16 protein-coding genes are annotated in these 13,659 nt (G+C 69.2%); 8 read left to right on the top strand and 8 right to left on the bottom strand.

Going from position 1 to position 13,659, the window contains the following annotated elements; genetic code table 11:
- Positions 1-46 precede the first annotated feature (46 nt).
- The 3 genes from RSO68_RS11670 to RSO68_RS11660 form a co-directional block, all read right to left on the bottom strand.
- Positions 47-268 (bottom strand): hypothetical protein, encoded by a 222-nt coding sequence (locus tag RSO68_RS11670; protein WP_315586710.1) that lies wholly within the window; start codon positions 266-268, stop codon positions 47-49.
- A 222-nt stretch (positions 269-490) separates the two neighbouring features.
- Positions 491-925: an META domain-containing protein gene (locus tag RSO68_RS11665; protein WP_315586709.1), complete on the bottom strand. Its 435-nt coding sequence runs from the start codon at positions 923-925 to the stop codon at positions 491-493.
- Positions 926-1,014: 89 nt separating this feature from the next.
- On the bottom strand, positions 1,015-2,202 hold the full coding sequence (locus RSO68_RS11660) for a M24 family metallopeptidase (RefSeq protein ID WP_315586816.1): 1,188 nt from the start codon (positions 2,200-2,202) through the stop codon (positions 1,015-1,017).
- A gap of 148 nt (positions 2,203-2,350) precedes the next feature.
- On the opposite strand from RSO68_RS11660, the gene RSO68_RS11655 reads away from it, so the two are divergent.
- Complete coding sequence (locus tag RSO68_RS11655; protein ID WP_315586708.1) at positions 2,351-3,079, top strand: YebC/PmpR family DNA-binding transcriptional regulator; 729 nt, start codon at positions 2,351-2,353, stop codon at positions 3,077-3,079.
- A 73-nt stretch (positions 3,080-3,152) separates the two neighbouring features.
- On the opposite strand, the gene RSO68_RS11650 is transcribed toward RSO68_RS11655, so the two are convergent.
- The 4 genes from RSO68_RS11650 to dbpA form a co-directional block, all read right to left on the bottom strand.
- Positions 3,153-3,587, bottom strand: a complete 435-nt coding sequence (locus RSO68_RS11650) for a DUF4399 domain-containing protein (RefSeq protein ID WP_089851632.1) — start codon at positions 3,585-3,587, stop codon at positions 3,153-3,155.
- Positions 3,588-3,726: 139 nt separating this feature from the next.
- Positions 3,727-3,924, bottom strand: a complete 198-nt coding sequence (locus RSO68_RS11645) for a tautomerase family protein (RefSeq protein WP_089851634.1) — start codon at positions 3,922-3,924, stop codon at positions 3,727-3,729.
- Between the two features lie 116 nt (positions 3,925-4,040).
- Positions 4,041-4,943, bottom strand: a complete 903-nt coding sequence (locus tag RSO68_RS11640; protein ID WP_089851636.1) for a PA4780 family RIO1-like protein kinase — start codon at positions 4,941-4,943, stop codon at positions 4,041-4,043.
- Positions 4,944-5,008: 65 nt separating this feature from the next.
- A complete protein-coding gene (gene dbpA, locus RSO68_RS11635; protein WP_315586706.1) occupies positions 5,009-6,403 on the bottom strand; it encodes an ATP-dependent RNA helicase DbpA in 1,395 nt (464 codons plus the stop codon).
- A gap of 232 nt (positions 6,404-6,635) precedes the next feature.
- Between dbpA and RSO68_RS11630 the strand changes: the two genes are divergently transcribed.
- The 5 genes from RSO68_RS11630 (at position 6,636) to mltF (ending at position 11,400) form a co-directional block, all read left to right on the top strand.
- Entirely contained in the window at positions 6,636-8,099 is a 1,464-nt protein-coding gene (locus RSO68_RS11630) for a dihydrolipoyl dehydrogenase (protein ID WP_315586705.1), read from the top strand.
- A gap of 2 nt (positions 8,100-8,101) precedes the next feature.
- Positions 8,102-8,275 (top strand): hypothetical protein, encoded by a 174-nt coding sequence (locus RSO68_RS11625; protein WP_315586704.1) that lies wholly within the window; start codon positions 8,102-8,104, stop codon positions 8,273-8,275.
- A gap of 10 nt (positions 8,276-8,285) precedes the next feature.
- Entirely contained in the window at positions 8,286-9,224 is a 939-nt protein-coding gene (locus RSO68_RS11620) for an aldo/keto reductase (RefSeq protein ID WP_315586703.1), read from the top strand.
- Positions 9,225-9,227: 3 nt separating this feature from the next.
- The gene (locus tag RSO68_RS11615) at positions 9,228-9,911 is read left to right on the top strand and encodes a DUF6064 family protein (RefSeq protein ID WP_315586702.1); all 684 of its coding nucleotides are present in this window, start codon (positions 9,228-9,230) and stop codon (positions 9,909-9,911) included.
- Positions 9,912-9,993: 82 nt separating this feature from the next.
- Positions 9,994-11,400, top strand: a complete 1,407-nt coding sequence (gene mltF / locus RSO68_RS11610; RefSeq protein WP_315586701.1) for a membrane-bound lytic murein transglycosylase MltF — start codon at positions 9,994-9,996, stop codon at positions 11,398-11,400.
- Positions 11,401-11,415: 15 nt separating this feature from the next.
- Here mltF and RSO68_RS11605 read toward each other — a convergent pair whose 3' ends face one another.
- Positions 11,416-12,030 carry a LysE/ArgO family amino acid transporter gene (locus tag RSO68_RS11605; RefSeq protein WP_089851650.1) on the bottom strand — a complete coding sequence of 205 codons (615 nt, stop codon included), beginning with the start codon at positions 12,028-12,030 and terminating at the stop codon, positions 11,416-11,418.
- Positions 12,031-12,164: 134 nt separating this feature from the next.
- Between RSO68_RS11605 and RSO68_RS11600 the strand changes: the two genes are divergently transcribed.
- Together RSO68_RS11600 and RSO68_RS11595 are read left to right on the top strand one after the other, a co-directional pair.
- Positions 12,165-13,034, top strand: a complete 870-nt coding sequence (locus RSO68_RS11600; protein ID WP_315586700.1) for a LysR family transcriptional regulator ArgP — start codon at positions 12,165-12,167, stop codon at positions 13,032-13,034.
- A 159-nt stretch (positions 13,035-13,193) separates the two neighbouring features.
- The gene (locus RSO68_RS11595; protein WP_315586699.1) at positions 13,194-13,505 is read left to right on the top strand and encodes a hypothetical protein; all 312 of its coding nucleotides are present in this window, start codon (positions 13,194-13,196) and stop codon (positions 13,503-13,505) included.
- Positions 13,506-13,659: the final 154 nt, after the last annotated feature.

Genomic DNA, 13,659 nt, shown 5'->3' with positions numbered 1-13,659 from the left:
GTCCGGGGCGCGGAGGGGATGAAGACCTTCGCCGGCGGGTCGGGCGCTAGGTAGCCTCGTAGGGCCGGGCCGAGACCTCATCGGGGCCGTGGCGATTGAGGATCTCCTCCGCCTCCGGCTGCGACGCCTCGGGGACGATCACCTTGACCTCGCTGCTCTGCCTGTCGAGAAACAGCGTCTCCCGGGGAAAGCCCTCGGAGACCAGCTCATCGAAGGCATTGGCGGCCTTGTCGATGCTGCCATAGGCAGCCGTAACGGTCTGAGTCATGACACCCTCCACCACAGGGATAGCGAGCATCCGGCACCGGGCGGTGCCGGAACGCGGCGAGAGGGAGACATCCCCCTCGCCTGCAGTGTAGTCCTCACCGCTTACTCAACACCGCCTCGACACCGCATGAGCGATCGTCTCGGGCGTGCCCCCGAGCATCTCGCCCCTACGGCGACGGGTGGACCACCATGGCGGCCACGAACGACCGACCATGACGTCGACTCAGGTGAGGTGCACCGCCTCGAGGCGTGCCAGCACCTCGCCGTCGGCGTCGAGCAGCGTGAGTTGCTGGCCCTCGACCCGCCACTCGGCTACTTGGTCCAGCGCGTTCAGGAAGGCCTGCTCGGTCTGCATGCCATCCGGGCAGGCCATGCGAGTGCTCGCCAGCTTCGCGAAGCTCAAGGCATCGCCCTCCAGCCGATACTGGCCGGTCATGCGATTGCAGCCGGTGGAGCCCATCACACGCTGCTCGTCGGTATGCAGCACGAAGTGCGCCTCGCGCTGCTGCTCGACCACCGTGACCGGTGCGTCGCCGAGATACGTCAGCTTCCAGTAGGTGTTTACCAGCGGCTCGTCGACCGTGCGCTCGGCGGCCGCACATCCCGCCAGCAGCAGCGCCACCAGCAGCATTCCCGATACCTGGATAATCCGTTTCATGCGTTGCTCCTTGAGGATGAAGTGACTTCGCTCAGACCGCTCATATCCGTAAGGTTCCGTGCCCGCGGCCGCAGGCCCGCGCTCGCCGCTCAAGACTGCTCCTGAAGCTGCCAGTCATTGTCGGTGAGCGGCGCTCCCCCGTCGGGGGTGACGCGCACGGTATCGCTCAGGCCGATGCCCCACTGCCCCGGCAGGCGCAGGCAGAGCGGCAGGTGGAAGACCATGTCGGCCTCGAACTCGCGGTCCTGGCCGCGGGCGATGTAGCCCGTACCCTCGACCCAGCTGGGCGGGAACTGGGCCCCCACCGCATAGCCGAACACGCCGGAGAAGAAGGCCCGGTCGGCATGGGGGGCCAGCACGGCCTCGGCCGCCCGGGCCGCCTCGTCGAAGGTACGGCCGGGCCGCATGGTGGCGACCAGCGCCTCGAACATGCCGCGACAGACATCGCGCAGCGCCTGCATCTCGGCGCTGGCCCGGCCGGCCACGGCGGTGCGCATCATCGGCGCAGTATAGCGGTGGTAGGCGGAGCCGAACTCCAGGAACACCGGTTCGTCCGCGGCGATCACGTTTCGCTTGTGATTGACGTGGATGATGCTGATACGACGACCGCTGGTCACGATGGGCTGCAGGCTCATGAACTCGCTGCCGGCGGCCAGCAGGGCGCGGCTCCCCTCCGCCGCCACCTCGTTATCGGTGACGCCGGGAGCGATCGCCGCCATGGCCGCCCGCAGGCCGATGGAGGTGATTCGCGCGCTCTCGCGCAGGCAGTCGAGCTCCGCCGGCGTCTTGACGATGCGCAGGCGATCGAGCAGCTCGCCACCGTCATCGCGGAAGCGCTCGACCCCGAGCCGGGCCTGCAGCGCACGGATGACGCCGTGGCGCAGGCCGGCCCCGAAGGCGTCCAGGCCGATGGCCTGGAAGGGCGCGAGCACCTCGGCCAGCGGCTCGATCACCTCCTCGATGCCCTCCCAGCGATAGCCCAGTATCTCGTCCACCCGGGCGGTAACCACCGCCGGGCCGGTCTCAATGGAGGGCACCTGCAGCACCAGGCGCTCGGCCGAGACGACCAGGCAGGTGTGCACCGAGACCTCGAAGGTGTGGTAGCCCGTCAGGTAGAAGATGTCGGCGGGGTCGGTGAGCAGCAGCGCCTCGAGCCCGGCGCCGCGCATGGCCTGTCGCACGCGGCGACGACGGGAATCGAACTCCTCGGGGACGAAGGGCAGCTCGCGCTCGGCGAGGCACTCGGCCAGGGCATGGCGGTAGGCGTGGTGGTCCATCCGGTGAGGCTCCAGGGTCGGCGGGGTCACTGGCAGTGTAGCCATGACGGCCGTCACAACGGAGGCGCGATGGGCAAAATATCCCTGTTACCGTCCGCGTCGGTTTCGTAGAATCCAGCCACGAATTTCGACGCCATAGGACAATGCAATGGGCAGGGCCTTCCAGAACCGCAAGGAATCCATGGCCAAGACGGCCGACGCCAAGACCAAGGTGTACAGCAAGTACGGTCGCGAGATCTACGTCTGCGCCAAGCAGGGCGGCATCGATCCCGAGGGCAACCTGGCCCTGCGCGGCCTGATCGAGCGCGCCAAGAAGGACCAGGTACCGTCCCACGTCATCGACAAGGCCCTGGACAAGGCCAGCGGCGTGGGCGGCGAGGACTTCTCCACGGCCCGCTACGAGGGCTTCGGGCCGGGCAGCTGCATGGTCATCGTCGAGTGCCTGACCGACAACCCGAACCGCACCTTCGGCGACGTGCGCGGCTGCTTCACCAAGGCCAAGAGCAAGCTCGGCACCCCGGGCAGCGTCAGCCACATGTTCGATCACTGCGCCATCCTCGCCTTCAAGGGCGATGACGAGGAGGCCACCCTCGAGGCGCTGATGGAGGCCGATGTCGACGTCACCGACATCGAGAACGAGGCGGGCCAGATCACCGTCTTCGCCCCCCACACCGAGTACGCCAAGGCCAAGCAGGCACTGCTCGACGCCTTCGACGGAATCGAGTTCGAGGTCGACGAGATCCAGTTCGTGCCCCAGACCATGACCCCGGTCGACGGCGACGACGTGGCGCTGTTCGACAAGCTGGTGGACACCCTGAACGACCTGGACGACGTGCAGAACGTCTACCACAACGCCGAGATCGAGGGCCGGGGCTAAAGCGCCATTCGGGCCGTGGGCGGGGCCCCGTCTGGCACCTGACGTCTCCGGTGGGCGCCCGACGGCCGGTGTATCACTCCACCGTGATGGTGATGGCCTCGGAGGTCACCGGCGGGTCGAAGCTGACATGGTTGGCGTCCATGAACAGCAACTGCAGGGTGTGCTCGCCCGGCTCGAGCTCGAGATCGACCTCGGTCTGGCCGCCGCCGAAGTGGCGCAGGGTCTCACTGGCCGGCAGCGGCTGGTCGAGATCCACCTCGTCCAGCGGCGTGTCGACCAGAAGGTGATGGTGGCCGGTGCCCTCACGCGCCGTGCCGGCGGGCGCCACGCCCATGCCCGAGAGGCCCATGCGCACGGTGACGGGACTCTCGACGCTCGCCCCTGCCTCGGGTGAGATGAAGTAGACCTCGCTGCCCTCGGGGGCCGCGCTGCGCTCCGTCTGAGCCATGGCCGCCGAGGCCAGCAGCAGGCTGCCGGCCAGCCCCAGGCCCGCTATCCACTTGTTCATGACGCGTCTCCTTGTCCATCGACATACGATAGTGAGAAACGGCAGGGCTTCCGGCTCGGACGGCGGCCCTGCCGCCCACTCAGCCTAGTCGAACATTCCCGGCGCAGACACGACGAGGGAAACCATCGCACCAGCGTGCTCAGCGCGGGCCGTCCTCGCGGTCGCAGCCCAGCCTGCCGCCGCGGGCCCAGTGCTCGCCGTCCACCTCGTTGAAGAACACCTGCACGGACTCCGCCGAGTTGCCGTAGACCTCCTCGAACGCCTCGGTGATGCGCCGGGCCAGCTCACGCTTTTGCGCCACGCTGCGGGGAAACTGCTGAACGGTGACGATGGGCATGCTCGGCTCCTTAGGGGTGAAAGATGAGTGAGGGGGGAAATGAGCGTCCAAGATAGCAGAAACCCGCCTCGCGGCGGGTTTCATGGTCTCGTGGACAGCGGGCGCTCAGGCGACCGTCACGACTCGTCGTGGTCGGCTCGCCAGTCGGCCGCGGCCTCGGCCACGCCGGCGTCTCGTTCGCCGCTGAGGAGCGCCCGTCGCTCTTCCTCCTCCTCGCGCACGTCGTCGATCACCGTCATCAGGTCGTCCACGTCGACCTCGCGGGTGTCGTGCTCGAAGCAGCCGGTCAGCTCGCTCTCCGGATGCAGATCACCGGCCTCAAAGAGCGACCAGATCTCCTTGCCGTAGTCGGTCACCAGCAGCTCCGGGGCGAAGCGGCCGAAGTAGCGGCGCATGTTGTCGACGTCGCGCTCGAACATCCAGGCGGCGCTGTTGTTGCCGGCGGCATCCACCGCCTGGGGCAGGTCGATGATCACCGGGCCGTCGGCGGCGAGCAGCACGTTGAACTCGGACAGATCGCCATGCACCAGGCCGGCGCAGAGCATGCGTACCACGTCGCCGATCACCTTGGCGTAGTGGGCCCGGGCCTCGTCGGCCGTCAGGGTCACGTCGTCCAGCCGCGGGGCAGTCAGCCCCTCGGCGTCGGTGATCATCTCCATCAACAGCACGCCGTCAATGAAGCCAAAGGGCTTGGGCACCCGCACCTCGGCGGCCGCCAGCCGGTAGAGGGCATCGACCTCGGCATTGAGCCAGGCCTGCTCCTGCTCCTTCTGGCCGTAGCGGGTCTTCTTGGCCATGGCGCGGGAGCGGCGGCTGTTGCGCTCGCGGCGCCCCTCCTGATACTGCACGGCCTGCTTGAAGCTACGCTGCTTGGCCTCCTTGAAGACCTTGGCGCAGCGCCGCTCGCCGTGGGAGCGCACCACGAACACCTGGGCTTCCTTGCCACTCATCAGCTGGCCTTCGACCTCGTCGATCAGGCCATCTTCGACCAGCGGCTGTAATCTCTTGGGTATCTTCATGTCACCACGTTGGCATAGAACCCGGCGGCTGGGTATGCGCCGGGCGAATCGCGTTGCAGGATCGGTCAGCGGCGGATGCGACGGGCCCGGAAGCTGCGTCCCTTGATCCGGCCATTGGCCAGCTGGTCGAGGGCCGCCCCGACAACGTCGCGGCGCACGGCCACGTAGGCACTGTTGGCCAGCACCTTGATCTTGCCCACCTGATCGCCGGCGATCCCGCCCTCGCCGGTCAGGGCGCCAAGGATGTCGCCGGGGCGCACCTTCTGCTTCTTGCCGCCGCCGAGCTCCAGCGTCGCCATGGCCGGCGTGAAGGGCGAGCGCTCCAGCACCGCGCGGGAGGGCAGCGGCTCCGGGGCGAGGGTCTCGCCGAGGAAGTCGGCGAGGCGTGCCAGCCGGTACTCCTCCTGGTCGGCCACCAGGGTACAGGCCACCCCGGAGCCGCCGGCGCGACCGGTGCGCCCGATGCGGTGGACGTGCACCTCAAGCTCACGGGCGATGCGGTAGTTAAATACCGCATCCAGCGACGCGATGTCGAGCCCGCGGGCGGCCACGTCGGTGGCCACCAGGATCGAGGCGCTGCCGTTGGCGAACAGCACCAGCAGGCGATCGCGATCGCGCTGCTCCAGGTCGCCGTGCAGCGCCAGGGCGCTGAAGCCCGCGTCGTTCAGGGCCTCGGCGACCTCGTCGGTCTCGCGCTTGGTGTTGCAGAACACCACGCTGGACTCGGGCCGAACCTGCAGCAGCAGGCGGCGCAGCGCCTCGAAGCGCGCCGATTCGTCGGCCACCCGATAGAAGTGCTGGCGGATGGTGGTGTCGTCGTGGGGCTCGTCGACCTCCACCGTGACCGGCTCGCGCATCAGCCTCTCGGCGATGGGCCGGATGGCCTCGGCATAGGTGGCACTGAACAGCAGCAGCTGACGGCGCGCCGGGGTCTCGGCGATGATCGCCTCCATGGCGGCCTGGAAGCCCATGTCGAGCATGCGATCGGCTTCGTCCAGCACCAGGGTCTCGAGCTCGGAGAGATCGAGCGTGCCCTTGCGCAGGTGCTCCTCCACTCGCCCCGGGGTGCCGACGACGAGATGCGCGCCATGCTCCAGCGAGGCGCGCTGCGGCCCCAGGGGGGCGCCGCCGCACAGGGTCAGCACCTTAACGTTGGGCAGGCTGCGCGCCAGGCGGCGCAGCTCGCCGGCCACCTGGTCGGCGAGCTCGCGGGTCGGGCAGAGCACCAGCCCCTGCACCCGAGAGGACGTGAGGGTCAGCCGCGAGAGCAGGCCCAGGCCGAAGGCCGCGGTCTTGCCCGAGCCGGTCTTCGCCCGGGCGATCACGTCGCGACCCGCCAGCATCGGCGGCAGGCTCTCGGCCTGGATCGGCGTCATGGTGCGATAGCCAAGCGTGGCGAGGTTGGACAGCAGTTCCGGCGCCAGCAGCAGCGCGGCGAAATCGGCAGAGGAATCAGACACGTATTAGACCTGCAAGAAAAGGCGGGCAGCGTGACGGGGCGCGATGACGGCGGGCGCCGCCCGCCCGGGACCACGGGAGCGAGGATGAAAGTCGGCCAGCATAGCAGAAAGTGCCGCCCTTCGCCCGCAAGCCCATGGCGGCGCGTTCTTCCGCGACAACGAGCCTCGGCGTCCATCCGGCTCGGGCGTGCCATAGTGACTGGAGAGATGTCGCCACCAGAGGGGAGAACAGATGCAGGAGCGACAGGTCGAGATCGCCATCATTGGGGCCGGCAGCGCGGGCTTGAGCGCCTGGCACGCCGCCCGCAAGCACAGCGACAGCGTGCTGCTGATCGAGGGCGGCGCCTACGGCACCACCTGCGCCCGGGTGGGCTGCATGCCCTCCAAGTTGCTGATCGCCGCCGCCGAGGCCGCCCATCAGTCTCGCGAGGCCAACGGCTTCGGCGTCCGGGTGGGCCCGGTCGAGGTGGACGGGCGCGCCGTGATGGAGCGCGTCCGGCGCGAACGCGACCGCTTCGTGGAGGGCGTGCTCGGGACGGTGGAGCGCCTCGGCGAGGCGAACCGCCTGGAGGGCCACGCGCGCTTCGCCGACCCGCACACCCTGATCGTCGGCGAGCACACCCGGGTAACGGCCCGCACCATCGTCATCGCCACCGGTTCGCGGGGCACCTGGCCGGGCTTCTTCGCGGCGGCCGGCGACCGGCTGATCGTCAACGACGACGTCTTCGACTGGGTGGACCTCCCCGAGTCGGTGGCCGTGTTCGGCCCCGGGGTGATCGGCCTGGAGCTCGGCCAGGCGCTGCACCGGCTGGGCGTGCGCCTGCGGGTGTTCGGCGTCGGCGGCGCCCTGGGGCCCTTTCGCGACGAGACCGTGCGGGCCTACGCGGAGCGCACCTTCAACGAGACGTTCTACGTCGATCCCGACGCCGAGGTAGAGCGGATCGAGCGCAACGGCGACGCCGTGGCAATTACCTTCCTCGAGCGCGACACCGGCGAGCGCCTCACCGAGCGCTTCGACTACCTGCTCGCCGCCACCGGCCGGCAGCCCAACCTCGATCGGCTCGATCTCGAGCGGGCCGGCCTGGCGCTGGACGACCAGGGCGTGCCGCGCTTTCACCGCTTCACCCTGCAGTGCGTGAACGCCGATGAGAGCCCGGGCCATGTCTTCATCGCCGGCGACGCCAACCAGGCGCTGCCGCTGCTGCACGAGGCCAACGCCGAGGGGCGCATCGCCGGCGACAACGCCGGGCGCTATCCGGAGCTGCGCGCCGGCCACCGCCACGTGCCCCTGGCGGTGGTCTTCACCGAGCCGCAGATGGCCACCGTCGGCGCCAGTCGTGGCGAGCTCGTGCGCCAGTTCGGCGACGACTGTATCGCCACCGGCGAGGCCTCCTTCGAGGACCAGGGGCGAGCCGTGGTAATGCGCCAGAATCGCGGCCTGATGCGCCTGTATGCCGAGCACGGTTCGGGCCAGTTCCTGGGCGCCGAGCTGTTTGGGCCGCGGGTCGAGCACCTGGCGCACCTGCTGGCCTGGATGCTGGAGCAGAAGTGCAGCGTGGGCCGCCTGCTCGAGATGCCCTTCTACCACCCGGTGCTGGAGGAGGGCCTGCGCAGCGCCCTGCGAGACCTCAATGCCAGCCTGCGCCAGGGGCCGGCGATCATCGAACGCTGCATGGAGTGCGGCCCGGGAGACTGAGCATGACGCCACGACGGATCACCTCTGGCATCACCTCGTCCATCACCTCGTCCATCACTTCTGCCATCACCTCTGCCATCGCGTCATCGATCGCGGCGGCGTCCGCCGCCGAGGCGCTTAGGGAGCGGTTGGAGGAGTGGCAGGCAACGCCGACCGGGATGGCCCCGCCGTCGTAAGGAGCGCCCCATGGCCCTGCCGCTTCCGCCTCGACTCCTCCTGTCCCGCCGCCGGCTGCTGCGCGGCCTGCTCGCCGCGGCGGCCGCCTCGGCGCTGCCCGGCGCACTGGCACGGTCGGCCGAGCCGCTGACCCGCACGCTGCCCGGCACAGGCGTGGCGCTGCCTCGGGTGGGCCTGGGCAGCTGGATCACCTTCAACGTCGGCGACGATCCGCTGCTGCTCGAGGCCTGTACCGCGGTCATGGCGGCCTTCTTCGCCGCGGGAGGGCGCCTGATCGACTCCTCGCCGATGTACGGCACGTCCCAGGCGACGATCGGCCACGCCCTGAAGCAGCTCCAGGCCGTCGAGCGCGTCTACGCCGCCGACAAGGTCTGGACCTCGAGCCGCGACGCAGGGCCTGAGCAGATCGAGGCCTCCCGCCAGGCCTGGGGGGTGCCGCGCTTCGATCTGCTGCAAGTCCACAACCTGCGGGGCTGGGAGGGTCACCTCGAGACCCTGCAGGCGATGAAGGCGACCGGCGAGGTGCACCATCTCGGCATCACCACTTCCCACGGGCGACGCCACGACGAGGTGGAACACATCCTGCGCCGGGTGTCGCTGGACAGCGTCCAGCTCACCTACAACATCGTCGACCGCGAGGCCGAACGGCGCCTGCTGCCGCTGGCCCGGGAACGCGGCATCGGCGTGATCGCCAACCGCCCCTTCCAGCGCAAGCGCCTGATCCGGCGCCTGGCGGGCAAGCCACTGCCGCCCTGGGCCGCCGAGATCGGCGCCGAGACCTGGGCGCAGTTCATCCTCAAGTTCATCATCTCCCACCCGGCGATCACCTGCGCCATCCCCGCGACCACACAGGTCGAGCATGTCCGCGAGAACCTCGCCGCCGCCCGGGAGCCGCTGCCCGACGAGGCGCTACGCCGGCGCATGGCCGATCACGTGCGGGGGCTCTAGGGCATGGGCGGCAGCGCCTGGTGGACCTATCGCCCCGAGGATCTGCTGATGTTCTCGCCGCGGGTCTACGCGCGGCTGTTCGAGCTGCACAACCAGGCCCTGTGGCCCGCCCAGCTGCTCGGCCTGGCGCTGGGCGGCGTCGCCCTGGCGGTCCTGCTACGCCCCGGCCCGCGGGGCACTCGCCTGATCGTCGCCCTGCTGGCCGTGGCCTGGGCCTTCGTGGGCTGGGCCTTCCTGTGGCAGCGCTACGCCCCCATCCACTGGGGCATCGCCTATGTCGCCCCGCTGTTCGGCCTCCAGGCGCTGCTGCTGGCGGGCCTGAGCACTCTACGCGCAGGGCTCCACCTGCCGCGACGGTGGAACGTGCGGCGCGGCCTGGGCATCGGGCTCTTCGCCTATGCCCTGCTCCTGCATCCGCTGGTTACCACGGCGACGGGGCGCGGCCTCGCGGGCGCCGAAATCCTCGGGCTCACCCCCGACCCGCTCGCCATCGCCACCCTGGGCGTGATGGCCATGGCCGAACCGGCCCGTCACGCCTGGGCGCTGCTGGCCCTTCCCGCCCTCTGGTGCCTGCAGAGCGGGTTCACCCTTTACATCCTCGGCGAGCCCGGCGCCTGGCTGCCGCTGCTGGCCGTCATCACGGCCCTGGTGGCGCGGTGGTGGCCGGCGCCTGCCGCACAGCGTTGACTCGCGCCGACCGGACACCGCGCCGAGGCTGTTAAGCTGATGTCCAGCTTACGTTTTCCCCGCGGATCAGGAGTTATCGCCCATGCCCAGGTTCCGCCTGCTGATCGCCCTCCTGCCACTGGCCATGCTTCAGGCCTGCGGCCCGGACGAGGCCTCGGTCGCCACGCTCGAGCCGCCCGCCCCCGGCGAGACGCTCAGGGTGGCCACCCGCAACGCCGCCACCACCTACTACCTCGACCGCCGTCAGGCCCCCGCCGGCCCTGAGCACGATCTGGTCGAGGGCTTCGCCGAGGCCAACGGCTGGCAGGTCGAGTGGGTTCAGCTGGGCTCCACCGCCGAGGTGCTGAAGGCCCTGGAGAGCAACACGGTCGACCTGGCCGCCGCCGGCCTGACCCATCTGCCCTCGCGTGACGAACGCTTCCGCCAGGGGCCGACCCATACCGACGTCGTCGAGCAGCTGGTGTGCCACCGCGAGATGCGCCCGATGCCCCGCGAGGTAGAGGAGATGGCCGACGTCGAGATCCGCGTCACGGAGGACTCCAGCTACACGGAACGACTCGATAGCCTCTCCAACGATCACACCGGGATCACCTACGCGGAGGATCCGCGCACCACCGAGATGCTGCTGGCCGCGGTCGCCGAGCGACAGATCGACTGCACCCTGGCCGACTCCAACATCGTGCAGGTGGTACGCCGCCACTTCCCGCACCTGGAGGTCGCCATGAACCTGACCCGTGGCGATCGGCTGGGCTGGTACCTGTCCGCCGGGCATCAGGCCCTCGCCGCGCAGGCCCGGGAGTGGATGGCAAGCCCCGAGGGCGAGGCCAGCGTCGAGACGATGCAGCACCGCTACTACGACTACATCGGCGACTTCGATTTCGTCGACCTGCGGGCCCTGAACCGGCGCATCGAGGAGCGCCTGCCCTCGCTGCTGTCGTACTTCTTCGCCGCCGCCGACGAGACCGGCATGCCCGCCGACCTGCTCGCCGCCCTGGCCTACCAGGAGTCGCACTGGGACCCCCGCGCCGTCTCCCCCACCGGAGTACGCGGCATCATGATGCTGACCCAGAACACCGCCAAGTCACTGGGCGTCGCCAATCGCCTGGATCCGGCCGAGGCCATCGACGGCGGCGCCCGCTATCTGGCCGACCGGCATGACCGGCTGCCCGACACCATCCCCGAACCGGACCGCACTTACCTGGCACTGGCCAGCTACAACGTCGGCCGTGGCCACCTGCTGGACGCCCGCAAGCTGGCTCGCGAGCTCGGCAAGGACCCGGACTCCTGGGCCGACATGAAGGAGGTGCTGCCACTCAAGGCCGACAAGCGCTACTACCCCCAGACCCGCTACGGCTATGCCCGGGGCTACGAGCCGGTGCACTACGTGCAGCGGATCCGCAACTACCTGGACGTCATCAGCGCCGCGGTGGAATGGCTTCCCCTGGAACCCCAGGACGCCGAGGACGAGAGCCTCACCCAGCAAGGCTAGGCCAGGCGTCCTCGATCAGGCCGTCGCGGGGGAATTGATGGCCAGGTGCACGGCGATCACCGCCATCATCACGCCGATGGTGCCGTCGATCGCCCGCCAGGCGAGCGGCCGGGAGAGCCAGGGGGAGAGCGCCGCGCCGCCCCAGGCCAGCAGGCTGAACCAGAGGATCGAGGCGGTGACCGCCCCGGCCACGAAGGTGGCTGAACTCTGCTGCTGGGCGCCGATGGAGGGGATCAGCAGCAGGGTATCCAGGTAGACCTGGGGATTGAGCAGGGTGACCGCGAGGGTGGCCAGCAGCACGCGCCTCGGGCTGCGCTCGCTCGCCCCGTCGACGGAGAGCCCCTGACGGCCAGTGGCGGCGCGCAGGAAGGCCTGGGCCGCCAACCAGGTCAGGAAGACCACGCCCAGCCAGCGCAGCGCCTCCAGGGCGCTCGGCATGCTCAAAAGCACCGCACTGACCCCGAACATCCCGGCCAGGATCAGCAGCGCATCGGTACTCATGCAGAGCCCCGCCGACCACCAGTGGTGCTCGCGGCGCACCGCGACGCCCAGCACGTAGGCATTCTGCGCGCCGATGGCGATGATGATACCGCCGCTCACCAAAAGCCCGGTGACATAGCTCTCCAGCATCGCGTTTCCCCTCCTGAATCCCGTCGAGAGGGGCCAGCATAGCGATGCCACCACATCTATAAAAATCATCCTGCTAATATCACATCAGCTTTGCTTATACTGAACTTCTGCTGCATCTGCCCGAAGGAGGGCCCATGCTTGACTACAAGCTGCTCCAGGCGCTGGCCACGGTGATCGAGTGCGGCGGCTTCGAGCGCGCCGGCGAGCAGCTGGGTCTCTCGCAATCGGCGATTTCCCAGCGGATCAAGGCGCTGGAGGTCCGCCTGGGCCAGCCGGTGCTGGTCCGCCACCCACGGCTCGCGCCCACCCCGGCGGGCCAGCGGCTGCTCAACCATGTCCAGCAGGTACAGCTGCTGGAGCGCGACCTGCGCACGACGCTGCCGACCCTGGAGGAGGCCGCGCCCCGCCTGCGCATTGCCCTCAATGCCGACAGCCTGGCCACCTGGTGGGCCGAGGCCGTGGGCGACTTCTGTCGTGCCCGGGGCCTGCTGCTGGACCTGGTGGTCGAGGATCAGGACGTGGGGCTCAAGCGGCTGCGCGACGGGGAGGTGGCGGCCTGCCTCTGCGCCAGCGACCGTCCCATCGCCGGGGCCCGCTGCGTGCCGCTGGGCACCATGGTCTACCACCCCTACGCCACCCCGGACTACATCGCCCGCCACTTCCCGACGGGGCCGACGGCCGAGGCCTTCCGTCGCGCCCCGGCCATCGTCTACGGCCCCCATGACCAGCTGCAGCATCGTTTCCTGGCGAGCTGCGGCTACCACGGCCGCTTTCCCTACCACCTCTGCCCCTCGTCGGAGGGGTTCGTGCGCCTGACGCTGGCCGGCATGGGCTATGGCATGCTGCCGCGCATGCAGGTGGCGCCGCTGATGACGGAAGGCCGGCTGGCCAGTCTGGCCCCCGAGCGGGCGCTGTCCGTGCCGCTCTACTGGCACTTCTGGCGACACAGCGGCGAGGCGCTGGAGCAGCTGACGGAGGTGCTGAGCGAGGTTCGGCTAGAGTGAGTCGCGCTCGAGTGAGCCCGAGGCGACGACCCGCCCGGCCCGACTGGCGGCAGCGATGGTCAGTCGAGCGAAAGCCTGTATGATGATCGAGCAACATATTTATCGCAGGGAGCAGCAGACACGATCGAGCATTCTTTCCAGCCAGCACGGGAGGTTCACATGAAGGTCTACAAACCTGAATGGCAGTGCACGTTTAGCGTCAACGAGGGCATGGAAGAATCCGCCAGCTGGAAACAGCGAATGGCCTGGCGCTTCAGGGCCTTCGCCGATCGGCTGGACGGCGGCGGTAGAACGCTGAAGATTGACTGCAACGTGACCCCCGAAGTGAGCCGCGAGGACGTCGATACCTGCCTGGAGAAGGGCTTCGCCGTGACCCAGGGCCTGCTGATCCAGTTCGCCCATCAGGCCGCCTGCGAGAACGTCATGCGCGATGCCAAGGCGGAACTCTTCGAGGAACAGCCTCAACGCTGAGGCCATGAGCACGATGCTGCGCTCACCGCACCCCATTCGGCCTCGCCGGATGGGGTGTTTTCGTTGGGGAGCGATCCCGGCAAGCCTCGCCGCCGGGACATCGAGACCGACCGGCTTGGCCCGTTCGCCACTCTGCATTAGACTGGTCGTCTAG

The sequence above is a fragment of the Halomonas saccharevitans genome, assembly GCF_032333995.1.
GTDB classification, from domain to species: domain Bacteria; phylum Pseudomonadota; class Gammaproteobacteria; order Pseudomonadales; family Halomonadaceae; genus Halomonas; species Halomonas saccharevitans.
This window is presented reverse-complemented; position numbering and strand designations above follow the sequence as displayed.